The sequence below is a fragment of the Mycobacterium sp. AT1 genome, from assembly GCF_002043095.1.
GTDB lineage: Bacteria > Actinomycetota > Actinomycetes > Mycobacteriales > Mycobacteriaceae > Mycobacterium.
Window position 1 is genome coordinate 16,649 of sequence record NZ_MVOC01000003.1, and the last position, 24,510, is coordinate 41,158.

22 protein-coding genes are annotated in these 24,510 nt (G+C 65.3%); 13 read left to right on the plus strand and 9 right to left on the minus strand.

The features are described from left to right. Nucleotides 1-127 precede the first annotated feature (127 nt). Entirely contained in the window at nucleotides 128-1,657 is a 1,530-nt protein-coding gene (locus tag B1790_RS01295; RefSeq protein WP_198951879.1) for an NAD(P)/FAD-dependent oxidoreductase, read from the minus strand. Between B1790_RS01295 and B1790_RS01300 the strand changes: the two genes are divergently transcribed. Together B1790_RS01300 and B1790_RS01305 are read left to right on the plus strand one after the other, a co-directional pair. Then, the gene (locus B1790_RS01300) at nucleotides 1,648-2,772 is read left to right on the plus strand and encodes an AraC family transcriptional regulator (RefSeq protein WP_198951880.1); all 1,125 of its coding nucleotides are present in this window, start codon (nucleotides 1,648-1,650) and stop codon (nucleotides 2,770-2,772) included. The two genes, B1790_RS01295 and B1790_RS01300, sit on opposite strands and share 10 nt — an antisense overlap. Beyond that, complete coding sequence (locus tag B1790_RS01305; protein WP_233164877.1) at nucleotides 2,769-3,557, plus strand: TetR/AcrR family transcriptional regulator; 789 nt, start codon at nucleotides 2,769-2,771, stop codon at nucleotides 3,555-3,557. Before B1790_RS01300 ends, B1790_RS01305 begins: the two co-directional genes overlap by 4 nt. 27 nt (nucleotides 3,558-3,584) lie before the next feature. On the opposite strand, the gene B1790_RS01310 is transcribed toward B1790_RS01305, so the two are convergent. Genes B1790_RS01310 through B1790_RS01320 form a run of 3 tightly spaced genes read right to left on the minus strand, consistent with a single transcriptional unit; the run spans nucleotide 3,585 to nucleotide 6,333 of the window. Next, nucleotides 3,585-4,742 (minus strand): acyl-CoA dehydrogenase family protein, encoded by a 1,158-nt coding sequence (locus B1790_RS01310; RefSeq protein WP_079921339.1) that lies wholly within the window; start codon nucleotides 4,740-4,742, stop codon nucleotides 3,585-3,587. Between the two features lie 36 nt (nucleotides 4,743-4,778). Continuing rightward, nucleotides 4,779-5,453: a maleylpyruvate isomerase family mycothiol-dependent enzyme gene (locus B1790_RS01315; protein ID WP_079921340.1), complete on the minus strand. Its 675-nt coding sequence runs from the start codon at nucleotides 5,451-5,453 to the stop codon at nucleotides 4,779-4,781. Continuing rightward, complete coding sequence (locus B1790_RS01320; protein ID WP_079921341.1) at nucleotides 5,440-6,333, minus strand: alpha/beta hydrolase; 894 nt, start codon at nucleotides 6,331-6,333, stop codon at nucleotides 5,440-5,442. The genes B1790_RS01315 and B1790_RS01320 overlap by 14 nt, the downstream gene beginning before the upstream one ends. 224 nt (nucleotides 6,334-6,557) lie before the next feature. Here B1790_RS01320 and B1790_RS01325 point away from each other — a divergent pair, with 224 nt between their 5' ends. Genes B1790_RS01325 through ligD form a run of 5 tightly spaced genes read left to right on the plus strand, consistent with a single transcriptional unit; the run spans nucleotide 6,558 to nucleotide 11,731 of the window. Further along, nucleotides 6,558-7,193 (plus strand): TetR/AcrR family transcriptional regulator, encoded by a 636-nt coding sequence (locus B1790_RS01325; RefSeq protein WP_079921382.1) that lies wholly within the window; start codon nucleotides 6,558-6,560, stop codon nucleotides 7,191-7,193. A gap of 43 nt (nucleotides 7,194-7,236) precedes the next feature. After that, on the plus strand, nucleotides 7,237-7,989 hold the full coding sequence (locus B1790_RS01330; protein ID WP_142270952.1) for an SDR family NAD(P)-dependent oxidoreductase: 753 nt from the start codon (nucleotides 7,237-7,239) through the stop codon (nucleotides 7,987-7,989). Between the two features lie 32 nt (nucleotides 7,990-8,021). Further along, nucleotides 8,022-9,584 (plus strand): long-chain fatty acid--CoA ligase, encoded by a 1,563-nt coding sequence (locus B1790_RS01335; protein WP_079921384.1) that lies wholly within the window; start codon nucleotides 8,022-8,024, stop codon nucleotides 9,582-9,584. Nucleotides 9,585-9,634: 50 nt separating this feature from the next. Further along, nucleotides 9,635-10,684 (plus strand): ATP-dependent DNA ligase, encoded by a 1,050-nt coding sequence (locus B1790_RS01340; protein WP_079921342.1) that lies wholly within the window; start codon nucleotides 9,635-9,637, stop codon nucleotides 10,682-10,684. Further along, nucleotides 10,685-11,731 (plus strand): non-homologous end-joining DNA ligase, encoded by a 1,047-nt coding sequence (gene ligD / locus B1790_RS01345; RefSeq protein ID WP_079921343.1) that lies wholly within the window; start codon nucleotides 10,685-10,687, stop codon nucleotides 11,729-11,731. It abuts the gene before it with no gap. A 15-nt stretch (nucleotides 11,732-11,746) separates the two neighbouring features. Here ligD and B1790_RS01350 read toward each other — a convergent pair whose 3' ends face one another. After that, nucleotides 11,747-13,351 carry a PepSY domain-containing protein gene (locus tag B1790_RS01350; RefSeq protein ID WP_079921344.1) on the minus strand — a complete coding sequence of 535 codons (1,605 nt, stop codon included), beginning with the start codon at nucleotides 13,349-13,351 and terminating at the stop codon, nucleotides 11,747-11,749. A 244-nt stretch (nucleotides 13,352-13,595) separates the two neighbouring features. Here B1790_RS01350 and B1790_RS01355 point away from each other — a divergent pair, with 244 nt between their 5' ends. Then, nucleotides 13,596-14,312, plus strand: coding sequence for a superoxide dismutase (locus tag B1790_RS01355; protein ID WP_079921345.1), 717 nt, complete (start codon nucleotides 13,596-13,598; stop codon nucleotides 14,310-14,312). Between the two features lie 77 nt (nucleotides 14,313-14,389). Here B1790_RS01355 and B1790_RS34555 read toward each other — a convergent pair whose 3' ends face one another. Continuing rightward, nucleotides 14,390-14,608, minus strand: coding sequence for a heavy-metal-associated domain-containing protein (locus tag B1790_RS34555; RefSeq protein WP_158083729.1), 219 nt, complete (start codon nucleotides 14,606-14,608; stop codon nucleotides 14,390-14,392). Between the two features lie 65 nt (nucleotides 14,609-14,673). Beyond that, nucleotides 14,674-16,155 carry a PepSY domain-containing protein gene (locus B1790_RS01365; protein ID WP_079921347.1) on the minus strand — a complete coding sequence of 494 codons (1,482 nt, stop codon included), beginning with the start codon at nucleotides 16,153-16,155 and terminating at the stop codon, nucleotides 14,674-14,676. A gap of 232 nt (nucleotides 16,156-16,387) precedes the next feature. Between B1790_RS01365 and B1790_RS01370 the strand changes: the two genes are divergently transcribed. Further along, entirely contained in the window at nucleotides 16,388-17,089 is a 702-nt protein-coding gene (locus tag B1790_RS01370) for a zf-HC2 domain-containing protein (protein WP_079921348.1), read from the plus strand. A 3-nt stretch (nucleotides 17,090-17,092) separates the two neighbouring features. Here B1790_RS01370 and B1790_RS01375 read toward each other — a convergent pair whose 3' ends face one another. Further along, nucleotides 17,093-17,725 (minus strand): DUF5134 domain-containing protein, encoded by a 633-nt coding sequence (locus tag B1790_RS01375; RefSeq protein ID WP_079921349.1) that lies wholly within the window; start codon nucleotides 17,723-17,725, stop codon nucleotides 17,093-17,095. Nucleotides 17,726-17,958: 233 nt separating this feature from the next. Between B1790_RS01375 and B1790_RS01380 the strand changes: the two genes are divergently transcribed. From B1790_RS01380 to B1790_RS01390, 3 genes are all read left to right on the plus strand, one after another. Then, nucleotides 17,959-19,905 carry a cytochrome c oxidase assembly protein gene (locus B1790_RS01380; protein WP_233164878.1) on the plus strand — a complete coding sequence of 649 codons (1,947 nt, stop codon included), beginning with the start codon at nucleotides 17,959-17,961 and terminating at the stop codon, nucleotides 19,903-19,905. A gap of 104 nt (nucleotides 19,906-20,009) precedes the next feature. Further along, nucleotides 20,010-20,687, plus strand: coding sequence for an energy-coupling factor ABC transporter permease (locus B1790_RS01385; protein WP_079921350.1), 678 nt, complete (start codon nucleotides 20,010-20,012; stop codon nucleotides 20,685-20,687). A 74-nt stretch (nucleotides 20,688-20,761) separates the two neighbouring features. Continuing rightward, nucleotides 20,762-21,211 (plus strand): hypothetical protein, encoded by a 450-nt coding sequence (locus tag B1790_RS01390; protein ID WP_142270954.1) that lies wholly within the window; start codon nucleotides 20,762-20,764, stop codon nucleotides 21,209-21,211. A gap of 309 nt (nucleotides 21,212-21,520) precedes the next feature. Here B1790_RS01390 and B1790_RS01395 read toward each other — a convergent pair whose 3' ends face one another. After that, nucleotides 21,521-23,812, minus strand: coding sequence for a cation-translocating P-type ATPase (locus B1790_RS01395; RefSeq protein WP_079921386.1), 2,292 nt, complete (start codon nucleotides 23,810-23,812; stop codon nucleotides 21,521-21,523). 116 nt (nucleotides 23,813-23,928) lie between these two features. Between B1790_RS01395 and B1790_RS01400 the strand changes: the two genes are divergently transcribed. After that, entirely contained in the window at nucleotides 23,929-24,480 is a 552-nt protein-coding gene (locus tag B1790_RS01400; RefSeq protein ID WP_079921352.1) for a sigma-70 family RNA polymerase sigma factor, read from the plus strand. Nucleotides 24,481-24,510: the final 30 nt, after the last annotated feature.

Consider the following 24,510-nt stretch of genomic DNA (forward strand, 5'->3'; position numbering starts at 1 on the left):
CGGTACTCCGGCGAGGTGTCGGCGGCGACGAATCGCGTTGAAGCTCCGACTATTTGCCGCTGGGAGGTGATGCAAGCAGACGCATCCTCCATTCTCCTGATCAACCTTCAGATGGCCTGTACCAGCACTACCGACCCGCTGGTGACAACAGAGGCGAGGGGGAGTCGTCTCCTCCGGCAGCTTCGATGACGGCGTTTCGCGACTGAAAGTGAAGCGGCTCGTCGGGAAACTCCACCCGGCAAAGGTCGGCCTTGTCTGCCCAGTAATCCTGCGAGTGACGCCAGATGGGCTTGTCGCCTCGTCTGGGCAATGTGCTGGCCGCGCGCTGTACGTACCCGGGGTTGAATTCTTCGGTGTCCAGGTATGGCAGAAGGGCCATGTCGGCATCTTCTGGGCGAAGCCGCGGGATGACTGCGTCGACCCCGTGGCGCCGCATGTGATTGAGCAGTCTGCATACGAACGCTCCGACGAGGTCGACGCGCAACGTGTACGGGGCCGAGCGGAAATAGCCGACAACCCAAGCGAAGTTGGGGGTTTCGGTGAAGAGGATGCCGCGATAGGTCACGGTGTTGCGCATGTCGAACGGCACGCCGTCCTGCGATATCGCGATGTCACCGAACGCGGAGACGTTGAAGCCGGTCGCGGTGATGATCACGTCTGCCTCGAGCACCGCACCGGACTTCAGACGCACGCCCTCGGATACGAAGGCATCGATCTCGTCGGTGACGACGTCCGCCGTGCCCGACCGAATCGCGTCGAAATAGTCGTTGTCAGGCACGTAACACACTCGCTGCCGCCACGGCTTGTACTGCGGGACGAAGTCGTCGGTCAGTTCACCGCCGAGTGCTTCACGCACGCCGGCGAGCAAGTCTTGCTTGGCGTCCTCCGGGTTCGCCAGACTGTGTTTGACCCATTCATCGTGGTCCGTGAGGACCTGTTGACGCACGATTTCGTGTATCCACTCCTTGGGAATGTCGAGCTTGCGAAGCCGAGTGGCCAGTTCGTTCTCGTTCGGTGCTGCCACGAAGTACGTCGGGGAGCGCTGAAGTTGCGTCACGTGTGCAGCGGTGTCGGCGAGAGCCGGGATGATCGTGACCGCCGTTGCGCCCGAACCGATTACCAGCACCCGCATGCCGGAGCAGTCGTATCCCTGTGGCCAGCGCTGCGGGTGCAGGACGTCCCCGGAGAAGTCGCTCAGACCCGGCCAATCGGGGATGTATCCCTCGAGGTGTCGGTAATAGCCCTGGCACATCCAGAGAAAGGTGGCGGTGTATCTCTCCGTGCGGCCGTCCCGGCACATGGCGGTGACGACCCAGTGCGACTTCTCCGAGGACCAATCCGCGGCCGTGACTTTGCGCGAGTACTGGATGCGGTCCTGCAAGCCATGCTCGTCGATGACCTCGCCGATGTAGTTCCTGATGGGCCCACCTCTGGCGATCGGGGCACCTTCCCACGGCTTGAAACTGAATCCGTAAGTGAACAGGTCGGTATCGGAGCGGGCGCCTGGATAGGTGTTGGATCGCCAGGTGCCTCCGGGACCGTCGAAGGCGTCGAGAATGGCGAAATCAGCCCAAGGGCACTGCTTGGTGAGGTGGACGGCCGACCCCACGCCGGAAAGTCCCGCCCCGATGATCAGGACGTCGAGATGTGTTGCCACGGGCCACTCCCTGCCTACTGGGAATCGCCGACGCCGTCCGTCCGTCGCCGGTCGATCGGCTCCCAGGATGCGCGCTCCAATCTGCAATCGCGGAGTGCTTTACACGCCAACAATGTGGCAAAATGAGCCAGATGGTGGATGCCTACGGCCTGCCAAGCCCGATCGGCTACTTCCGCACGATCCAGCGTGCGCTTGGTGCTGATGGCGACTTTCTCGAAGGAACCGGCCTGACTCAAGCCCAGGTGGAGTCCTCCACGGTGGACATCGACCTTGGCAGGCAACTCCAGCAGATCAGGAACGTCGTGGATCGGTGTGGACGCGACTGGGTGTTCCAGCAGCCGGAGATCTGGGGCGCTGCGATGCACGGCGCAGTTGCAATCGCAGCCACCTCTGCTCCCACCATCGGCCGTGCACTCGAGGTCATGCAGCGCTTTGGCAGGTCGCGCGCGAGCTGGTCGGAGACCCGCATAACGTCGACGAGGCAACACATTTGCTTTGATCTCGACCTCAGTGTTCCGCTGGAGGTGGACGAATGGCGTCACCTGATCGAAGTTCACTTCGTGACGGTCCGGTATCTGGTGCAAAGTGCACTGGGGCGGGAGCCGAAGGAGATGAGCTTCTTCTTCCGCTGTCCTCAACCTGACTACGACGGCAGGATCCGGCAGGTATTGGGGCACGACGTCCAATTCTCGGCGTCGGCGAATCGTGTTCGCATTCCGCGTAACTGGGGCTCCATGCGTCCGGTCGGAGAGGATCCGCGACTGCATGCGCAGGCGATCGACGAACTGTCGGGGTCGGCCGACATTGCTGCAGACACCGCGTACTTCAAACTTCGCGTCGAGCGGACTCTGCGCGGTTCGCCGCAGGGCAGGCTCTCTGCCGACGACGTTGCGAAGTCGCTGGCGGTATCGCGTCGGACGATGGCACGACGACTACTGGCAGAGGGAACCACCTTTCGAGTGCTGAGCGACAACGAGGCCAAGCGGAGGGCGCGCGCCATGAGCAGGGCGGGCCTTACCCGCGAGGTGATGGCAGTGCGCCTCGGCTACGACGATCCGACGAGTCTGAGCCGGGCGTGGCGGCGCTGGGCGGCGCAGGACTCTGTCGAGACATGACCGTGGGAGGCGGGTGGTACGTCTGCCTGCCCGGATACGCGTACGCTGTACCTCTAATTGGCGACCTGGATGGTGTGGCGGAAGGCTGGTGCGGAGTGCGGGCTCGCTTCACCGTCGACGAGATCGCTCAGTGTGCCCTGAACATCGTCGAGCGTGACGGCGTGGGCGGACTGACGATGCGTGCAGTGGCTTCCCAATTGAAGACGGGTCCGATGACGTTGTACAACTACGTCAGCGGGCGGGAAGGTCTCGAAGATCTGGTGGTCGGTGCGATCATCGAGTCGCTGGTGCTGCCAGAGACCACCGACGATTGGCGGACCGACCTTCGGGAAACGGCAACGGCCCTGTGGGAGGTGTTGCGTGCGCATCCGAACGTCATCCCCCTCATTCTGATGCGCCGCGCGGTGTCGTTGTCTGCCTTCGCTCCAGCCGAGCAGATGATCGCCGCGCTATCCCGGTCGCATTTGAGCGAACGTGACGTATTGGCCGCGTTTCGCGCCATCCTGGCGCTGGTGACGGGGTCTGCCCAAGCGGAGTTTGCCGGGCTCTTCGCGGGCACGTCGGAGCACGATGAGGCGAACGCCGCCGGTGCTGCGAGGGTCGGCGAACTCGCCCGCGATCAATATCCGCACATCGCAAAGTTGGCGAAGGTCAGCGATCGATCGACGGCGGCTGCCGATTTCCAACGCGGCCTCGCGATCTTCCTGCAAGGCCTAGGCGCCGTCGAGGAGCAGCCTGGGGCGAATCGAGTTCAGAAGCCGACCCGACGTGGAACCCGCTCATAGCCGCCCAAGAGCATGCCCGCCGCTTCGTCACAGCAGGGCCCTGGACATGACGACTCGTTGAATCTGATTGGTACCTTCGTAGATCTGAGTGATCTTGGCATCGCGCATCATGCGTTCCACGGGGAAGTCGGTGGTATAGCCTGCCCCACCGAACAATTGGACGGCGTCCGTGGTCACACTCATGGCGACGTCGGAGGCAAAGCACTTACATGCTGAGGAGATGAAGCTGAGGTCGTCCTCGCCACGCTCGGCGCGGGCGGCGGCGGTGTACACCATGAGTCTGGCCGCTTCGATCTTCATCGCCATGTCAGCCAGCATGAACTGCACGGCTTGGAAGTCCGAGATGGAACGTCCAAATTGATTGCGCTCCTTGGTATATGCGATAGCCGCATCCAGAGCACCCTGCGCAATCCCCACGGCTTGAGCTCCGATGGTCGGACGGGTGTGGTCCAAGGTGGCCAACGCGGTCTTGAATCCGGTACCGGGTGCGCCGACGATCCGGTCTCCGGGAATGCGGCAGTCGGTGAAGTACAACTCGGTCGTCGGAGAACCCTTGATGCCAAGCTTGCGCTCCTTGGCGCCCACCGTGAACCCATCGTCGTCCTCGTGAACCATGAATGCCGATATTCCGTTTGGCCCCTTGCTCGGATCGGTGACGGCCATCACGGTGTACCAGCTCGAAGCGCCGCCATTGCTGATCCAAGCCTTGGCTCCGTTGAGGATCCAATCCTCACCGCTGGCCCGGGCCCGCGTCCGCATCGCTGCGGCGTCGCTACCGGCCTCTCGTTCGGACAGCGCGTATGACGCCATGGCCGTGCCGGATGCGAGGTCGGTGAGGACCTGCATCTTGAGTTCCTCGGCGCCGTTCAGGATCAAGCCCATCGTGCCCAGTTTGTTCACTGCGGGGATCAAGGATGCTGAGGCATCCACCCGGGCGACCTCCTCAATGAGGATGCACGTTGCCACCGAGTCTGCACCCTGTCCTCCGTAGGCTTCGGGTACGTGCACTGCGTGAAACCCTGCGGTGGTCAAAGCCTTCAGGGCCTCGTGTGGGAAGCGCGCGTTCTCGTCCACGTCGGCGGCGTGGGGGGCGATCTGCCTCTCGCACAGGACGCGTAGCGCCCTCCGCAATTCTTGGTGCTCCTCGGGTAGTTGGAACAGATCGAAATCTGACGTCAGGGACATGGCGGCTCCCGGGTGGAAGTGATGTGGCCGAACAGGTCAAGCGTCACGTCGGGCGTGGCCGGATGGTGCGACGATCCTGGAGCTGAGAGTTGACACTCCGTCGCCGGAAAGAAAGGCGAGTGCACGTGGGCGTCCCGCCAGCGCCGATGCGAGGTGCGCTGCTCTTCCCTCGACCACGCCGAATGCGTTGCCATCGGCCGTTGACGTCCAGCCCGTGTCCGTTGCGCGGAGGGTCAGGCCCGCTGCGTTTCGCTTCGCGGGAACGAAGGGATTGGGTAGGCCAACCTCCGTGGCGAGAACCGCGTCGACTATCTCCTCGGGCACGTCGGCTGGTCTGCTCAGTGCCAGGGCAATGTCGAGATGATGCAGGACGTGGTCGCCCAGCAGCAGCCCGGGCGGGAACACGCGTCCGATCCCATGCCTATGGTCGATCAGCAGTTCGAAGGAGCCGATCAGTTCCTCTGGAGTGCAGCGGTGTGCAAGGCGCTGCGCCAGTGAGGTATTGGTCTCGTCGAAATCCATCCGATGCCTCGCCATCGACCAGCAGAGCGATGGCACGGAGATGCTGTATCCGATGACGAGGTGAGCGAGGACGTCATGTGTGGTCCACTCGGAGCACAGGCTCGGCCGCGTCCACTCCACGGGCGTCAGCGAGCGGGCGAAGTCCACGAAGTGGTGGTCTTGGCGCTTGAGCAAGTCACGGTTCGACACGCAGTTCCCTACGTAAGAAGGCTGTTTGGTCGGCCACCAACGTGTGCACTAGCGGGGGATGGTAGATCTCGAAGTGGTCACCGTCATAGGAACGGACCGTCGTCCTCGGAGCGGCACCAGCCACGTCGTACACGTGCTTGACATCCATCAAGTTCTCCTTGGAGGATACGCAGATCATCAGCGGGGCTTTGATTTTCGATGCCTTGCGCTTCGCGCTGATCACTGCGAGACCCAGGGCGTTGGCCGCCGCAATCCGGTTGTCGAACGGAGAATCCTGGGGCGCCGTGGAGTTCCAGCCTTGGAGTGCGCCTGGCGCGGTGACCACGGCTGTGCCCCCCGGGGCGCCAACGATGGGAATGTACTTGCGTGCGGATCCGGTGGCGGCGCGAACCACGTCTTCGATGATCGGCGGGGTCATCCTGAACACGGGTCCAAGTCCGGAGTGCAGTGCGGCGCCCGGGCCGTACACGATCGGGCACTGAACCACGACTGCGGCGACGTCACTGCGTTCGCTGGACAGGCGCAGCGCATGCATGGCGCCAAGGCTGGTGCCCCACAGGCCCACCCGCCGGGCGTCGATGTGCGAGTCGGACTTGAGGAAATCGTAGGCAGCCTGCGCGTCGGCGTGTTGGCGCCGCATTGACAGCCGCTGGCGAGGGCTGCCCGCGGAGGCTCCCGTGGTGCGGTAGTCGAAAGCGAGTGTGGCTACTCCCGCTGCGCTGAAAGCCTGTTCGTACTGCTCCAACATCATCTGATGTGTCGCGCCAAGACCGTGGATCAGGACGACCGCCGGGTGCGGTCCTGGCCCATCGGGGTAGGTCAACCAGGCCGCACACCGGGTGCCGTCTGAATCGAAGCTCGCGTCGGTCGTCGTCGTCATGTCCTCTTTCCCCTCAATCGGAACGCACAATAAGTACGGCGTACGCATCAATGAGTACAACGTACTGATCCGAGTGTCAACACCCCCGGATTTGGCGAAGCCGGAGGGGGCCGGTGAGGCGTACGGTGTACCTATGAATGGGAATCATCGATGGAGCGGTCTCGGCGAGCGCACGCCGTCACTTCTCGGTCGCGCTTGCGCGATCGGCTGCGCAGGAGGGCGCCATGTCTAGAAAGTCGTTGAGGCACACTGCAAAAGGTGAGCACACCCGGCAACGAATCGTGGAAGCGGCTGATCGTCTAATCGGATGGCGCGGCGTGACCCGCGTGACCCTGGAGGACGTTCGCGCCGAGGCGAACGTGAGCAGCTCCCAGATCTACCACTACTTTGCCGACAAGCAGGCCTTGATCGCCGCCGTCGTCGACCGTCAGGACTCCCTGTCGTCGGTCGGTGAGTCGATGCTGGGCGCTTTCGAGTCGGCGGACGCCGTGAGGTCGTGGGGCCGACGCCTCGTCGAGGCGCAGCGCGAGTCGCGGTCGGCAGGTGGTTGTCCCATCGTGACGCTTGGCACCGGGTTGATGGATCTCGACGTCGACACGGTCGGCCAGCTCGCGCGGATCTTTCGCCGATGTGAGGACGGAATTCGCGCTGGATACCGAACCATGCACGCCAACGGGGAGCTCCCGCGCAGCGCTGATCCAGACGCCCTCGCGACCATGACGTTGGCTACCGCCATCGGTGGGCTCGTGCTCACCCAGCTGAACGGCGACCCCGAGCCGCTGCAGGTGGCGTTGGACGCCATGCTCGACTGTCTGCAGTCCCGTCAGGCACTAACGCCAAAGACATTGGTGCCAAACTAGATTGGATTGGAAGTTCCAAAAACTTGTGTCTACCGTTCGGGATATGACTTTGGACTTGGCAGGATCGACGGCGTTGGTGACGGGTTCGACGAGCGGCATCGGGACCGCGATAGCAACGGAACTGGCTCACCGTGGGGCCCACGTATTGGTCTGTGGACGCGACGCGGAACGGGGCGAGCGGGTCGTCGGCAACCTGCGCGGCGCCGGCGGCCGGGCGGACTTCATTCCTGCTGACCTCGGGGGAGGTGCTGCGGCAGCCAAGGATCTGGCCGCTCGGGCTCAGCAGATCGCGGATCGAAACGTAGACATCCTGGTCAACAATGCGGCAGTGGGGATCATCGCTCCGACGGCGGACATGCCCGAGAGCGGATTCGATGCAGCAATCGCGACCAACCTCGCCGCGCCCTACTACTTGGTCGGTGCATTGGCACCTGCGATGGCCGAAACAGGTAGGGGGGCAATCGTCAACGTGGCCAGCATGGCAGGCGAATTCGCGCTGCCCGGAATGTCCGTGTACGGCGCAACCAAGGCTGCGTTGCTGTTCTTGACCAAGAGCTGGGCTGCCGAATTCGGGCCGCGAGGCGTTCGGGTCAATGCAGTAACCGTCGGCCCGACGCGTACCCCCGGTTCGGCTGAACTGGGTGAGGCGCTCGACGCGCTGGCCGCGCAAGCGCCTGCGGGTCGCGTTGCCGACCCCGCCGAGATCGCCTCGGCCGTCGTATTCCTGATCAGCGACGCAGCGAGCTTCGTGCACGGCGCAGCGCTGTCCGTTGACGGCGGCCGTACCGCGGTGTGATTTTTCGGGCATCCAGCATGGACGGGGCCAGCATGGCGAATCTCGCACTCAACCTTGTAGATTCGGCGCAGCGCCATCCTCTCCGCATCGCCGTGATCACCGAGACGGTCAACATGACCTACGCGGAGGTTGACGCCGCTGTTGCGCGGTTGGCGACACTGTTGCACCGCAGCGGCGTTCGAGTGGGAGATCGGGTCGGCGTCATGTTGCCCAACATCGCGGCGGCGCCCATCTCGTACTACGCCATCTGGCGGGTCGGCGCCATCGCAGTGCCCATGAATCCACTGCTACAAGCAGGCGAGGTGGAGTTTCAATTGGCCAACACGGCGGCCCGGCTGTTGATCGGCAGTGTCGGATTCGCTTCCGCCGCGACCGAGGCGGCCGAGCGTACGAATACGGTGTTGCATCTCGTCGACGACGCATTGCTGGCAGCCATGACGGCGGGCCTGCCCTCTTTTGGCGATCCCGTCGAGCGCGGATCACAGCACACCGCGGCAGTGCTGCACACTTCCGGCACCACGGGCACTCCCAAGGGCGCAGAGCTGACGCATGGCAACCTGGGAGGCAACCAAAATACGTTTCGTAGCAGTCTAATCCGACTCACCGAGATGGACGTGGTGCTCGCGTGTCTGCCCTTGTTTCACGTGTTCGGCATGACCTGCGCGATGAACGCCGCCATCGCGTCCGGTAGTACGTTGTCGCTCCTGGCGCGGTTTGATCCAGCGTTGGCGATTGGGCGGATTGCCACTGACCAGGTCACCGTGTTCGCAGGCGTGCCCACCATGTACACCGCTCTGCTCGCAGTCGCAGATCAGTTACCGCGGGGATCAACCGCGTCTCTGCGCACGTGCGTCTCCGGGGGCTCGGCATTACCAGTTCAAGTGCTCAAGGACTTCGAAAAGACCTTTGGTGTAATGATCCTCGAAGGCTACGGGCTCTCCGAGACATCGCCCGTCACCACCTTCAACCATCCCGGGGAGGAACGTCGGCCCGGCTCGGTTGGCACCCCGGTTCACGGTGTGCGGCTACGCCTGGTCGACGACGAGGGGAATGAGGTGCCAGAGGGGAGTGCGGGTGAGATTCAGGTCAAGGGCCCCAACGTGATGAAGGGCTACTGGAATCAACCCGAAGCCACCGCGGAATCACTGCGCGGAGGATGGTTCTCGACCGGTGACATTGCCGTAGTCGATCGCGATGGCCACTACTTCATCGTCGACCGCAAGAAGGACTTGATCATTCGCGGCGGATACAACGTCTATCCTCGCGAAGTCGAGGAGGCAATGCACGAGCATCCGGCGGTCGCAGAAGTAGCCGTGGTTGGCATACCGCATGAATCCCTCGGCGAGGAGATCGGCGCCGCCGTGGTACTCAAGTCGGGATTGTCGGTCGACGTCGAGGAATTGTCCGACTTCGCCAAGGAGCGGGTTGCGGCCTACAAATATCCGCGCCACATCTGGTTCGTCGACGGTCTGCCAACCGGTCCAACCGGGAAGATACTGCGCCGCGAGGTGAAACCACCGCCGACGGTGATGGGATGGCAGACGCGACGATATGACGTGTCTCGCAGCGGTGATGAGTTTCGCCCTAGCGGGTAGTCCCTTCCTTGGGCAGCAATGGGCCGGCCCGCATTGACTGATGAGCCAGGATGGGAACCATGGACCTCCCCGTGATGCCGCCGGTCGAGCCGATGCTGGCCAAGGCGGCGGTCAACGTGCCCGACGAGGCCGGGGTCTGGTCCTATGAGCCCAAGTGGGACGGCTTCCGGGCGCTGGTCTTCCGCGACGGCGACGACGTGGTGCTGCAATCGCGCAGCGGCAAGGAACTCGGGCGGTACTTCCCCGAACTCGTCGAGTCGCTGCGTGACGAGCTCGCGCCCCGCTGCGTCCTCGACGGCGAGGTCGTCGTGCCCCGGGAGGTCGACGGACGCATCCGCCTTGACTGGGAGTCGCTGAGTCAGCGCATCCATCCCGCCGAGAGCCGCGTGACGATGCTGGCCGAGCAGACGCCCGCACACTTCATCGGATTCGACGCGCTTGCCACCGCCGACCGGTCGCTGCTCGACCAACCGTTCCGCGTGCGCCGGGAGGCGCTCCTCGAGCTGGTCACCGAGAAGACGTGGTGCCACGTCACCCGCACCACCGAGGACCCGCAGCTCGGGACACAGTGGCTGACCACCTTCGAGGGGGCCGGGCTGGACGGGGTGATCGCCAAGCGGCTCGACGGACGTTACCTTCCCGGCAAGCGCGACATGGTCAAGGTCAAGCACAAGCGCGACGCCGACTGCGTCGCCATCGGATACCGCGTCCACAAGAGCGGCGAGGGCGTCGGATCGATCCTGCTCGGTCTGTACGACGACGACGGCGAGCTGCAGATGATCGGCGGCGCAGCGTCTTTCAGCGTCAAGGACCGCATCAAGCTACTGGCCGAGCTGGAGCCGCTGCGCGATGGCGACGCGCGCGACGGCGACCCCAGCCGGTGGAACTCCGCGGCCGACAAGCGGTGGATCCCGGTGCGTCCGGAGCGGGTGGCCGAGGTGGCCTACGACCAGATGGAGGGCAACGGCCACAGTGGTCGGCGCTTTCGGCACGCGGTGAAGTTCCTGCGCTGGCGGCCCGACCGTGAACCCGCAAGCTGCACCTTCGCCCAGCTCGACGTCCCGCTGAACTACGACCTTTCCGACGTATTGGAGAGCTGAATGGCCAGTCCTGCAACCGAAGTCGACATAGACGGCGTGGCCGTCCGGTTGACCAGCCCGGACAAGGTGTACTTCCCCAAGCTCGGCGCCGGTGGCACCAAGCGGGTGCTCTTCGACTACTACCTCGCCGTCGCGCAGCCCATGGTTGCGGCGCTGCGGGACCGCCCCACGCATCTGCAGCGCTTCCCCGACGGCATCGACGGCGAGGAGATCTACCAGAAGCGTGTTCCTGCAAAGCATCCCGATTACCTGGAGACGTGTCAGGTGACCTTTCCGTCGGGCCGGACCGCCGACGCGTTGAAGGTGACCCACCCGTCGGCGATCGCGTGGGCCGCGCAGATGGGCACGATCACGTTCCACCCGTGGCAGGTGCGGTGCCCCGACGTCGAACATCCCGACGAGTTGCGCGTCGACCTCGACCCGCAGCCGGGCACCGACTTCACCGACGCAGCCGAGATCGCCGTCGAGGTGCTCAAACCCGTGCTCGACGAACTCGGCCTCGTCGGCTACCCGAAGACGTCCGGTGGCCGCGGCGTGCACGTGTTCATTCGGATCAAGCCGGACTGGGACTTCATCGCCGTCCGGCGGGCGGGGATCGCGCTGGCCCGCGAGGTGGAGCGGCGCGCGCCGGACCGGGTGACGACGTCGTGGTGGAAGGAGGAACGGGGCGAGCGGCTCTTCATCGACTACAACCAGAACGCCCGCGACCGGACCTTCGCGTCGGCGTACTCGGCGCGGCGCACTCAGATCGCCACGGTGTCCACCCCGCTGTCGTGGGCGGACCTGTCCGGGGCCGACCCCGACGACTACACGATCTCCACCGTGCCGAAACTCGTTGCCAGCCGGAAGGATCCGTGGGCCGACCTCGAGAAGGTGGCGCACTCCATCGAGCCGCTGTTGGAGATGGTGGCCGCCGACGAGGAACGCGGCCTCGCCGACCTGCCCTACCCGCCGAGCTATCCCAAGATGCCGGGCGAACCGCCGCGCGTGCAGCCGAGCAAGAAGGTTGCGGCCCACTGGAAGGACGACGGCAGTCCCGCGACCTGACCTACGCCGCAGCGATCACTGCAACGCGCCGACGGGGACGTCCTCGCCGCCGTCAACGGTCACGGGGACTTCGTCGTCGTCGGCAGCCAGTTCGTCGGCAACCGCCACGGGCTCGACCTCGGCACCACGTGATCTGCGGCGAATGGACAGCACGACTTCGACACCGAGCACCACGAGCACCGATACGCCGAACGCGGGATAGAGCACTCCCAAGAAGACTGCAGCGATCGACACTGCCTTCACTGCGCGCTTCGGGGTGGCGGCGCGGGTTGCGGCGTTGGCGGGCTTGGGCAGACCGGTGCCCCCTGTGGGTCGACGTTTCCACCACATCAGGAATCCGGTCACCACGCTGGTCAGCACCCCCAGGCATGCCAAGGTGGCCGAGATGCGGGTGAGCACGCCGAGTTGGTTGCCCATGTGCATCGCGATGCCGAAACTCGTCAACCGCGACAGTGCCCCGTCCTGCGCCGTGGTGGCATTGGTGATGGTCGCCCCGGTGAACTGGTCGAGGTAGAGCGTTCTCTGTTCGGACAGTTTCTGCGGCCAGCGGTTGACCACTGTGTAACTGCCCCAGGTGGTTTCGCCGCTCTCGGTGGAATTCGAGGGTGGAATGATCGCGTAGCCGGGGACCATGCCCTCGTCCTTCGCGATCCGGTCGACGTCGGCGAACGATATTGGACTCGCCGTCGGGCCGCCGGGTTGCGAGGCGTACACCGGGTCGTCGGTGGCCGCCCACGCGATGCGCCGACCCAACCGGTCGTAGTCGCCCATCTTCGCGGGCGTCGAAGGTGCGTCGACGGACGTCGACGGGGCGACGGTAGCCGAGAACGCCCGCCAGTTCTCGCCCCAGTACCGCGACCACGTCAGCCCCGACAGGACGTAGCAGATCAGAATCACCGAGAGCACGACCCCGGTCAGCGCGTGCAGGTCGCGCCAGCGGATGCGACCGCCCTTGCCCCACCGGATCTTCAGCAGCGGCTTGGCGCTTTGGATGGCCCTCGGCCACCACAGGTAGAGGCCACTGCCCAGGAGCACCAGAATCCATCCCGCCGTCACCTCCATCCAGAGATTTCCGATGCCCACGGGAATGGTGGCGTCAGGGTAGGACGTCGGGTCGATCAGGTGCCCGAGTGATGGCAACTGGATCTTCGGCCCGTCGTTGCCGAACATCCGGTGCACCTGGTTGGCGTAACCGACGAGTCCCGACAACGCGCTGCGCTGTCCGAGGTAGTTGCCGGTGTAGGGGTCGACGAAGACCTGCGTGTTGTTGGCTTCGCCGGCCGGGTAGGCGGGAGCATCGGGAGGCAGGAAGTCGACCCGCGTGGAGTGTCCGGGAGCATCGGGCGGGGTGACGGCTTCGAGTGTGTAGCCCTCGCCGACCTGTCGCTGCGCGGTGGCCACCTGCTGGTCGAGAGGTACCGTTTCCGGTCCCTGGGTGACTGTGAGCAGGTCGCCGTTCAGCCAGTTGTCCAACGGTTGGCTGTACAGGATCACCAGTCCGGTGCAGGCCAGCACCACCAGCACGGGCGCTGCGAACAGGCCTACCCAGAAGTGCAGTCGGAATATCCGGCGCAGGACCGCTGCGTCGCCGCTGCGCGTCGAAGTCGTCGTCGAGCTCATTCATTCCCCTCGGGCTTGGCGGACATCGGCGGGCAGGCAGACATCGCGTTCACGGCATTAGTCGCGTCGATGCCCCCCATGGTTCCCGGGGTGGTGCCTTTCATCCGCTGGCGGGTCGATCCAGCGGATGGCCTGGCGGCTCCCAGGAACCAAACAGGTCCGCGGTGCGACGAATGTGATGGCACTCGGGGCAACGAGCCAAGAACGAACTCACCCTCTCAAACCGCGCAAGAGATGGAGTCTGATGAGACGCACGAGTATTGCCGCCCTCGCCGTGTGGGCGGCTCTGACGGTGTCAGGCATCGCAACCACCTATGACGCGGCGCCCGCGAGGGCGGAAACCGTGTTCACCCTCCCGCCGCTGCCCTACGCGCCCAGCGCCTTGGAGCCGGTTATCGACACCGAGACGATGACGCTCCACCACGACAAGCATCATCAGGCCTACGTTGACGCACTCAACAAGGCGGTGGCGGCGGATCCCGCACTCCAGGACAAGTCCTTGGAGCAGCTCGTCGAGGCCGCTGGCACGCTTCCAGACGTGGTGCGCAACAACGCAGGCGGCCACTGGAATCACAGCTTCTTCTGGGCGACGATGGCGCCGCCGGCGCAGTCCGGCCAGCCCTCGGCAGCGCTACAGGCCGCGATCGACCGTCAGTTCGGCTCGACCGATGCATTCGAGGCGGCGTTCGACGACGCGGGGACGAAGCGGTTCGGTTCGGGCTGGGTGTGGCTGATCGTCGGGCACGGCGGTGAACTGGCGATCACCTCGACACCCAATCAGGACAACCCACTGATGGACGTCGCTGACGTGAAGGGTGCACCCATCCTCGGTAACGACGTCTGGGAGCACGCCTACTACCTGAAGCACCAGAACCGCCGGGCTGAGTACCTGACCGACTGGTGGCAGGTGGTGAACTGGGCGACCGTATCCGACCGCTACGCCGCGGCCACCGCTCGCTGACGAGCTGCTTCGGGAACCATCCCAAACCGACGTCGACCCCCGACCTGAAACGGAACGGGGGTCGACGCCTGTTGCCGCTAGTTGTCCAGGACCGCGAAGTTCCCTTCTGCGTCCAGTGCGGACTGCACTTGGGCCACGGTCACCTGCTCGGCGGCGTCGATCTCGACGGTCGACGACCCCGTGGTGTCGAGGACGACTCGTACGGACCTCACCTCGGCCAGTCCTGAGATGGCAGAGGAAACGGTGTCCGCGCACCCCTGACAATGCAGGCCGTCGACGGAGAACGTCTGAACCATGTAGAGCTCCTTTCGCTTGCTTGCGTTCCCTCGGCGACCATGCGCCAGGGGTATGTGGGCCGGGGTCAGGGTCGCGAAGATCCTGGCAACGCATTCTCTCGATCGAGGGACCTCCGATGACGTACCAGTCCGATCAGGACGTCCGCGCATAGGAAGGCCGCGAGACTGATCCCGAGGAGGGGGACGAACCAACCGATCACGACGGCGGCGACCACCGTGGTGACTGCGGCACCCGGCGGCAGATGCGTCAGCACCCCCCGGCGGGGTGGCCGCCCACCGGTACGGCCGCCGGTGGTGGGCCTGCGCCGCGACCACATCAGGTAACCGCGGATGATGACGGTGACGAGCGCGGCGGCAAGGGCGACGAGCACGAGCTGATTGGCCAACCCGAACAGCGAGCCCATGTGGAGTTGAATGCCCCAGGCCGACAGTTTCGCCGCGAGTGGCCAGTCGGCGAACCAAGACGCGTCGGTGATCCGTCCGGTGGCACCGTCGACGGCGACGGCGTTGTTCGACATGACCCACGGCTGTCGAGTTTGGGCCACCGTGAACGCGGTGCCGGGCTGTGAGGGAATGCTCACCTCGACCTTGCCGCCGATGCCCGCAGCCCGAGCGGCCTCCACCACGTCGTCCAGCTCGTCGACACGGGGCGCGGAAGCCGTTGCAGGCTGGTCGAATTCGCCGGCAGCACCATGGTCGTGCCCGACGTGGGCGGACTCCTCAGCCGACGCCGCGGTCGCGCCCCCGTCTTCCAGGGTGGTGGTAACCGTCGGTGTCGTCCACGACATGGCCGCCCGCAAGGAGGTGATGTTCGCGCCCGCGTACGTCGACCAGGTCAGTCCCGTCGCCGACAGGAACAACAGGCCCGCCGCGATCCAGAGGCCCACTGCACCATGCCAATTGAGGGTCAGGGCCCGTCCCCGAGCGCTTCGTTCCACGGTCAGCAGGCGAGCCTCGGCGGGACGGCGGATCTTCGTGCGGCGGTAACGGCTGACCCACAGGGCGAGCCCGGCGAGGGCGATGACCCAGAGCCATGATGCAGCCAGTTCGCTGTAGATGCGGCCGGGGTCCCCCAGGTGCAGGCTTCTGTGCAGGTTGCTGATCCAGGTTCGTACTGGCAATGCGCCGCTGCTGCCGTAGACGGTCAGCTCCCCGAGGGATTCACCCTTCACCGGGTCGACGAATACGCCGCGGCGTTCGGACGGTCCCAGCGTCGGATCGCTGAACATCACCCGCGTCGTCTCGCCGGGCTCGGCGGCCGGCCGGACGGCGGTCACGGTGAGGTCGGGCCGAACCCGTTGCGCAATGCGCACCTGATCGGAGAGCGGCAGGGCGGGGCCGGTGGCGTCGACGTGGAGATGATCGCGGTAGACGAGCTGCTCGATGCTTGGGGCCATCGCGTACAACCCGCCGCTGAGTGCTGCAACCAAGAGAAACGGACCAACGAACACCCCGGCGTAGAAGTGCAAGCGAAGGAAGAAGGCGCGATACCCGGACTTGTCGGCTGCCGGCATCCGGCCCTGCCGCTCGGTTTCGGTGATGGCCATCGCAGATCGGATCTCCAATGTCAGTTCTCGGGCATGGAAAGGTGTCGCGCGGGGCACACGCCAGCGCGAACCCCACGCTCTCACAGCCGGTCTCACCTGGGCAAACATGATGACTCCGGGAACCAACCGGGCCCAAATCACGACTAATGCAGCCATTTCGAGGCGGGCTTCACATCTGCCGCAGTCGCCGGGTGCGGGGAACAATCCGGCGATCGTGAGCGACTATAGAAGGGTGAATTGCGACGTGGCCCGGGACGCGCTGTCAGCGCGGATCGACGGCGAGCGCGAGCCGGTGCCCGCTGCCCGGGTGGACGAGCACCTCGGTGGCTGTGCGGATTGCCGGGTCTGGTTCGAGCGGGTGGCCGTGCAGGCTGCGAGCTTGCGCCGAATCGCTCAGCGCCCGGTAGCGCTACCGGATCAGAGCCTCGGCCGCGTGCGCGGAATGCCGCGTCTACGGATGTCCTGGCAGCGGTGGGCGTTGGTGGGGGTCGGCGTCGTGCAGATCGCCGTTGGCTCCATCCAGGCGCTGGGATTGAGTGTCGGTTTGAGCCATGAGCACGGCATGGGATCGGGTGGACATCTGTTGAACGAGTCCACGGCATGGTCGATCACGCTCGGCGTGGTCATGGTCGCCGCGGCCGTGTGGCCGAGCGTCGCCGCGGGCTTGGCCGGCGTGTTGGGCGTGTTCGTCGGGCTGCTGACGGTCTACGTCGTCGCCGATGCGATGTCTGGGACCGTGACCGCCACGCGGGTGCTGACGCATCTTCCGATCGTCATCGGTGCCGTTATGGCGATTCTGCTGTGGCGCCAGACCGCCATCCCACCCCCGGAAGCGCGCGTCGCGGAGCCCGAGCCAGAGATCATCTTGCCGGGCAACGCTTCCCGCGGCAGAAGGCGTGGACACCTGTGGCCCACTGATGGTTCGGCTGCCTAAACGCTAGAGCATCGCCCCGAACATGAGGGCCATTCCTGCGGCCATCATCGCTTGGGAGGCGGTCCCGAGGAATCGGTGGGACGGTTGCGACGGTTCGGCCTTGCGCTCGCCGAAGTATCGGTAGAGCCACCACAACACCGCGAGAGCGAAACCCACGGCGCACAGCCAGTTGACACCGGTGATGAACGGTGGAGTTCCGGAGCTGTCCGCGGCGTCGGGCATCTCCATCCCGGGCATGCCGGGCATGGAATGGTGCCCGCCAGGGCCCCCGGCCGGACTCGTACCGCCGCTCGTCGCGGGTAACAGGCTGCCGCTCATGACGGCATACATCCAGACCATCGCCAGCATCATCGCCGCGTGGTACGCGTTGATGCCGCGGTGGCCGGAACGAGCGAGGGTGAAGGCGAAGAACCAGACCGCTGCCACCGCGAAGAAGAGCATCGGACCCGTCGTGGGTAGCGTCATTCCCCAGGGCCACGCCATCACCACCATCGCCAGGGCCATGACGAGGTGCAGCACCTGGCTGACGATGTGCGTCCACACCCGCCGCCCAGTGGCGATGGCGTACCCGCATTCGGCCGCGCTCAACAGGAACAGCGCGGTGACGATCCAGCGCAACAGCAAATCCGGGATCATCGTGGTCCCGGCTGACTTGGGCGGTCGGATTCGTCTGCTGAGGTGCGGTTCACGCTGTACAAGGCTCCGTTTCGACTGTCGGGGTTCGTGTGCAATGGTCGGAGCCGACGCAAGGAAAGTTCCGACGACTTCCAAGGTCTACGACCAGCCGTCGTAGTCTGGACGCAGTACCCGTGCGCTGGTGAAAGGTCGTGACCGTGAAAACTGGGCACACACCGAAACTGGATTCCGGGGTGACGATACTTCGCCCGGTTCCGACGCTGGTTGCAGCTGTGGTGGCCACGGCGGCCGGCCTAGCGTGGTACGCGCTGGTGACAGGCGGGCGCGTCTACGCCTCGACGGGGAACTCCTATCCCGGTGTCCTGACGGCAGTGGTCGAACCCGTCGGGTACTTCCTCGCGACGCTGGCCGGTGTGCTGTCGTTCGGTGGCCTGGTGTTCGTCGTCACGACTGCGCTTCCCGATGCACGGGGTGTGATCGACGGGGGTGCGTTCCGCGCCCATCTGATGGTCGAACGGGCATCAACGCTGTGGGCGATCGCGGCGACGGCGATGGTGCTCGTCCAAGCCGCTAGCGACGCCGGAGTGTCGGTGACGCGCTTGCTCGTCAGTGGCAGGGTGGCGGAGTCGCTACAGGCCTCGGAGATGTCGCGGGCGTGGGTCGTAGTGGCGATTGCCGCCGTCGTCGTGACGTTGGCAGCGCGGCTGTCGGTGCGATGGGTCACCCACGCGCTGCTGCTGCTTCCGGCTCTCATCGGGGTCGTGGCCGTCCCGGTGAGCGGAAATGCCGGGCAGGGGCCGGACCACGACTACGCGACCAGTGCCGCCATCGTGTTCGTAGCGGCACTCGCGACGCTTGTCGGTGTCAGAGTGGCGGCGGCGACTGCACCGCCGGTGAAGGAATCCGGCTACCGCATCATGGTGATGCAGACGGTGTGCGGCGCGATCGTTCTTGGCTACGGCGCCATGCTGTTGGCGTCATTGCTTGGCTCAGGCGGTTTGTTTGGCACGACGTACGGATGGGCCGGAGCCATCAGCGCGGGAGTGCTGCTGGTGGTGTGGGCGAGCGACCTGATCGCGCTGGCGTCGTTGCGGCGCGGCGGACGCTCATCTGGCTCCACGGGCCAGGTCGCGGGCGCGGTGGCAATGATCGCCGTGGTGGCGTTGACCGCGTCGATGGCGACCCAGCCTGCGCCGAGATTCCTCGAGCACGAGTTCACCACGTGGGACATCTTCCTGGGGTACGACCTGCCGGACCCGCCGAGCGTGCTGACGATCCTGACCGTGTGGCGCTTCGACGCCTTCATCGGAGTTGGCGCGGTCCTGATGGGCAGCGCGTACGTGCTCGGCTACGTCCGACTGCGTCGGCGCGGTGACGCCTGGCCGGCCGGTCGGTTGCTGGCCTGGCTGGTGGGCTGCCTGATGCTGCTGTTCACCAGCAGTTCGGGGGTGAAGGCCTACGGCTCGGCGATGTTCAGCGTGCACATGGCCGAGCACATGACGTTGAACATGTTCGTCCCAGTGCTTCTCGTGTTGGGCGGCCCGGTCACCCTGGCGCTGCGGACGCTGCCGTCCGCGGGGGACGGCAACCCCCCGGGTCCTCGGGAATGGGTGTTGTGGCTGGGGCACTCGAAGGCGACCGCGCTGCTCGCCAACCCGATCGTGGCGTTCATCCTGTTCGTGGCTTCGTTGTACGCCGTCTACTTCACGCCGATCTTCGACACCTTGATCCGCTATCACTGGGGTCACGAGTTGATGAGCGTGCACTTCCTGCTGGTCGGCTATCTGTTCTTCTGGGGAATCATCGGAATCGACCCGGGTCCCCGCAAGCTCCCGTTCTTGGGCCGGCTCGGGCTTCTGTTCGCCGTCATGCCGTTTCACGCGTTCTTCGGGATCGCGACGATGACGATGAACACCGCGATGGGTGAGCAGTTCTATCGATTCGTCGGTCTTCCGTGGTTGTCGAGCATCCAGAGCGACCAACATCTCGGCGGCGCGATCGCGTGGGGATCGAGCGAATTGCCGGTGATCCTGGTGGTCGTCGCGCTCGTCGCTCAGTGGGCGCGGCAGGATCGGCGGGTATCCGTTCGGTCCGATCGGCGTGCCGAATCCGACTATGCCGACGACGAATTCGACGCCTACAACGCGATGTTGCGCGAACTGGCCCGCACTCGTCGCTGAAAATGAAAAACCATCCAAATTGCTAGGGAACTCGTCGGTGCCGCCGTGCGACTATTCACCAGGGGGGCAGGTCGCGTCCCGGTGGAGGAAAGGCGGGCGCCGCAGTGCACATCGAACCGGGAATCGTCGAGGGTCCGAAGATAATCCTGAGTTACGTCACTGCCGGTGGCGCTGGGGCCTACGCGCTATACCTGGCGGGACAGCTGTTCAAGGATCGCGGACTGGGTGCGCTGGTGGCCCGCACGGCGGCGACCACCGCCCTGGTGTTCGTCTTCTTCCAGGTGTTCCCGCACTACCCGGTGGGCGTGTCGGAAGTGCACCTCATCCTGGGCTCGACGCTGTTCCTCATCTTCGGTGCGGCACCGGCGGCGTTTGGTTTGGCCGGTGGCCTGTTGTTGCAGGGACTGTTCTTCGCGCCCTTCGACCTGCCGCAATACGGCATGAACGTGACCACGCTACTGGTGCCGCTGTTCGCCCTGCAGTTCGTCGCACGCAAGGTGATCGCTCCGGAGACTCCCTACGTGCAGCTGAAGTACCGTCAGGCACTTGCACTTTCGACGACCTACCAGGCGGGGATCGTGTCGTGGGTTGCCTTCTGGGCCCTTTACGGTGAGGGTTTCGCCAGTCAGACCGTCACAGACATCGTGACCTTCGGCGCCGCCTACATGCTAGTGATCATCGTCGAACCCCTCGCGGATCTCGGTGTCCTGGCAGCCGCCAAGGGGCTGCACAAGATGCAGAACAACCCCATCCTCGAGCGCCGCCTGTTCAACCCTGCCTAGACGCCGGAACCATCACCCCGGTTCGTCCGACTACTGATTGGGCCCGTCGACCGCGCCCAGTTGAGGAGATGGACGTGGCCGGTAAGGCGCGCACTGTCGAGCGCATGCTGGACGACATCGAACACCACGTGCTGGAAGAAGTCTGGCTCGGACGCCGCCGTTCGGTGATTGGATGGGCACTCGTGGGATCGCTGTTTGCGACGGTGATGTTGTGGCGGATCGACGTCGCGGGCTACGTGCCGACCGCCGCCGTGGTGATGCTCTCAACCGCATCGATTCTGTCTGGACTGGCGCTTGCCGTGCGTCGCTATCGTTGGTGCTGCGTCGCGGCGTACAGCTGTGGACTCGCATCGGTCGTCGGGATTGGCGCCTTTTGGTGGGTCCGGACGGGCCGCCCCGACACACCTTTGACATGGTTGATCATCGCTGACATCGCCGTCGTGACGCTAACCGTCCATTGGCTCGCGGTGATCGTCACACCCATTGAACGGTCGCAGCCTGATATAAGGTTCGCGAATCCTTGAGTGAGAAGTGCAATCTACGGCCGAGTCGCCCTCTTATGCAGTAGTTTTCGTCATCGGCTTATTGCAGCTCACTTCTGAGTGAGCACTGTCCGAACAGCAGGGGCAGTCCTTTTCGTATCGCAGCGTAGATCCGCATTCACTGCATTCGTACCGATCTCCGGACTTTCGAACCATCTGGCGTCCTCCTGCTTCGTGAAACTGCCCCACGTTGGGGCGTACACCGCATCGGCGGGAGGAGCTATTCTGCACCTAGACGGCGCGCCATTCGGCGTAGTCGTCGCCGGAGGCGACAGTCACCCCGTTCCGCCGTCAACGTCGAACGTCCGCCGCGTCGACGGCGTGTTCTTCCTGGGCCGCGGTGCGATCTCGGTGCGGCCCGAAGTTGCGCAGCCGCAAGCTATTCGACACCACGAAGAACGACGAGAACGCCATCGCCGCCCCGGCGACCAACGGGTTGAGCAGTCCCAGTGCGGCGACGGGGATGGCGGCGACGTTGTAGGCGAAGGCCCACACCAAGTTGGTTTTGATCGTGCGCATCGTGGCGGCGGCGAGGTCGAGTGCTTGCGGCACGACCGCCAGGTCGTCACGGACGAGGATGATGTCGGCGGCGCCAATGGCGACGTCGGTGCCCCGACCGATGGCCATGCCCAGGTCGGCGCAGGCCAGTGCGGGTCCGTCGTTGATGCCGTCCCCGACCATCGCCACCACGCGGCCGTGCCCGCGGAGTTGCTCGATGACGTCGACCTTGCCGTCCGGCAGGACGTCGGCGATGACCTCGTCGATGCCAACGCGCGCGGCGACGGCGGCTGCGGACTCGGGGTTGTCACCAGTCAGAAGGACGGTCCGCAGTCCGCGTGCATGCAAGGCGGCGACGGCATCGGCCGCGGTTTCCTTCACGGTGTCGGACACCGCGATGACACCACATGGCTCGCCGTCGACTTCGACGAAGACCACGGTCTCGCCCCGGGTTTCGGCATGCCGCCGGGCTGCAATCATGATCTGGGATTCGCGCGCCGGCGCGATCCACGACGGCTTGCCGACACGCACCGATCGGCCGGACACCACGCCCGTGACACCGCGGCCCGGCACCGCGCGAAAGTCGTCAACCGTCCCGTAGTCGGCAGACGCCGCAGTGATCGCAATCCCGACGGCATGTTCGGAGGCCGATTCGACGGCCGCCGCGAATCCGAGGACGGCATCCGCATTCCATCCGTGTGCCGCCACCACGGCGCTGACCGTCAGCCGACCGGTCGTGAGGGTGCCGGTCTTGTCGAAGACGACGGTGTCCACGGCACGCGTCGCCTCCAGCGCCCGGTGGCCCTTGAGGAAGATGCCCAGTTGGGCCCCCCGGCCCGACGCCACCATCATGGCAGTCGGTGTGGCCAGGCCCAGCGCGCATGGGCAGGCGATGACCAGCACCGCCAGTGCCGCCGCGAACGCGCGGTCGGGTCCGCCGCCAGCGATCAACCACACGGTCGCGGTCAGGGCTGAGATGACGAACACGCAGGGCACGAAAATCGAAGCAATGCGGTCGGCGAGACGCTGCGTGTCAGCCTTCTGCGTCTGGGCCTCCTCCACCAGGCGGACCATCCCGGCGAATTGAGTGTCGGCACCAACTGCGGCGGCCTCGACGATCAGCCTGCCGTCCAACACGACCGTGCCACCGATGACACTGTCGCCCGGATCCACCCGCAGCGGCTTTGCCTCCCCGGTCATGGCGCTCATGTCGACGGCGGCCGAGCCCTCCATCACGAGACCGTCCGCGGCGATCGTCTGACCGGGGCGCACGACGAAGCGGTGCTGCTCCTTGAGTTCGTCGGCCGGGATGGTCATCTCCGACCCGTCGGCCAGCAGGATGACGACGTCCTTTGCGCTCAGCGCCGCCAGAGCGCGCAACGCTCCGCCCGCCTTGGACTTGGCGCGGGCCTCGAAGTACCGCCCGGCCAGGACGAAGACGGTGACGCCCGCTGCGACTTCGAAGTAGATGGCGTCACTGCCCAGCAATGCCTGCCAGATGCCGCGGCCGCTGCCGCTGGAATGGTGGTTTCCGAACACGGTGTAGAGCGACCAGATGCTCGCTGCGGTGATGCCAACGGAGATCAGCGTTTCCATGGATGCGTTGCCATGGCGAGCCTGGCGCAGAGCCGCCCGGTGAAAGGGCCAGGCGGCCCACGTCACGACGGGCACGGCCAAGGCGGTGAGCACCCATTCCCAACCGGTGAAGCGAGTGCTGGGCACGACGGCGAACATCACCGACAGATCGGCCAGCGGGACGAAGAGGACTGCCGCGACGGCCAATCTGATCATCAGGTGGCGGGCGTGGTCGGAGTCGGGATCGACGTCGCGGTCACCACCCGTTACGCGAGGCTGCGCTTCGTAGCCAGCGCGCTCGACGGCGTCGCACAATTCCTGCGGGGACAGATCCGAGCCTGCCTCGACCGTGGCCACCCGGGTGGCGAAGTTCACTGATGCCCTGACTCCGGGGAGTTTGTTCAACGACGACTCGACCCGGCCCGCACATGCAGCACACGACATGCCCGCTACGTCGAGTTGCACTCGGTGTGCATCGGCCGTGCCATCGCTCGCCACGGCGGTTGTCATGGACATCGTCGACTCCACCTCATCTTCAACCGACTGCGCCCCTTGGCGCCCTAGGAAACAAAGTCGTCACAGTGCTGCGAAGAGTTCCCGAAGCCGATGCCTTAAGCTCCGTACTCGTGGCGACATGCGATGATGACGAGGTTACTCACCTCGCCAAAGCTGCAGGCCGAGGCGACCGTGCCGCTCTCACCCAGTTCATCGAGGCCACCCAGCGCGACGTCTGGCGGACTGTCGCCTATCTGGCCGACCCGGCCAGCGCAGACGACCTGACGCAGGAGACCTTCCTGCGGGCGATCAAGTCCTTGCCCCGTTTCAGCGGCCGTTCGACGGCGAAGACCTGGTTGATGTCCATTGCCCGTCGGGTGGTCGTCGACCAGATCCGCTACAACACCAGCCGGCCCCGACCTGCGTACGTCCTGGATTTGGACGACGTACTAGGCGCCCGCCGGGGCGGCGACCGGATCGAAGAGATGGTCGAGATCCGAATGCTTCTCGACGGACTGGACGCCGAGCGCCGCGAGGCCCTCGTGCTGACCCAGGTTCTCGGGCTGACCTACGCCGAGGCCGCCGAGGTCAGCGGGTGCCCCATCGGCACGATCCGCTCGAGGGTGGCCCGGGCGCGCGACGATTTGTTGCGGGCTGTCAACGAGGAAGGCTGCGCGGGATAGCTCCGAGGTACCGGGCCAAGCTGGTCTCAC

What these genes read in the sequence shown, in the direction of transcription:
- ligD (WP_079921343.1), top strand. Translation starts at nt 10,685, where the DNA reads ATGGCCAGTCCTGCAACCGAAGTCGACATAGACGGCGTGGCCGTCCGG.
- B1790_RS01320 (WP_079921341.1), bottom strand. Translation starts at nt 6,333, where the DNA reads ATGACGACGACGACCGACGCGAGCTTCGATTCAGACGGCACCCGGTGT.
- B1790_RS01330 (WP_142270952.1), top strand. Translation starts at nt 7,237, where the DNA reads ATGACTTTGGACTTGGCAGGATCGACGGCGTTGGTGACGGGTTCGACG.
- B1790_RS01340 (WP_079921342.1), top strand. Translation starts at nt 9,635, where the DNA reads ATGGGAACCATGGACCTCCCCGTGATGCCGCCGGTCGAGCCGATGCTG.
- B1790_RS01355 (WP_079921345.1), top strand. Translation starts at nt 13,596, where the DNA reads ATGAGACGCACGAGTATTGCCGCCCTCGCCGTGTGGGCGGCTCTGACG.
- B1790_RS01365 (WP_079921347.1), bottom strand. Translation starts at nt 16,155, where the DNA reads ATGGCCATCACCGAAACCGAGCGGCAGGGCCGGATGCCGGCAGCCGAC.
- B1790_RS01350 (WP_079921344.1), bottom strand. Translation starts at nt 13,351, where the DNA reads ATGAGCTCGACGACGACTTCGACGCGCAGCGGCGACGCAGCGGTCCTG.
- B1790_RS01395 (WP_079921386.1), bottom strand. Translation starts at nt 23,812, where the DNA reads ATGACAACCGCCGTGGCGAGCGATGGCACGGCCGATGCACACCGAGTG.
- B1790_RS01325 (WP_079921382.1), top strand. Translation starts at nt 6,558, where the DNA reads ATGTCTAGAAAGTCGTTGAGGCACACTGCAAAAGGTGAGCACACCCGG.
- B1790_RS01310 (WP_079921339.1), bottom strand. Translation starts at nt 4,742, where the DNA reads ATGTCCCTGACGTCAGATTTCGATCTGTTCCAACTACCCGAGGAGCAC.
- B1790_RS01335 (WP_079921384.1), top strand. Translation starts at nt 8,022, where the DNA reads ATGGCGAATCTCGCACTCAACCTTGTAGATTCGGCGCAGCGCCATCCT.
- B1790_RS01305 (WP_233164877.1), top strand. Translation starts at nt 2,769, where the DNA reads ATGACCGTGGGAGGCGGGTGGTACGTCTGCCTGCCCGGATACGCGTAC.
- B1790_RS34555 (WP_158083729.1), bottom strand. Translation starts at nt 14,608, where the DNA reads ATGGTTCAGACGTTCTCCGTCGACGGCCTGCATTGTCAGGGGTGCGCG.
- B1790_RS01375 (WP_079921349.1), bottom strand. Translation starts at nt 17,725, where the DNA reads ATGATCCCGGATTTGCTGTTGCGCTGGATCGTCACCGCGCTGTTCCTG.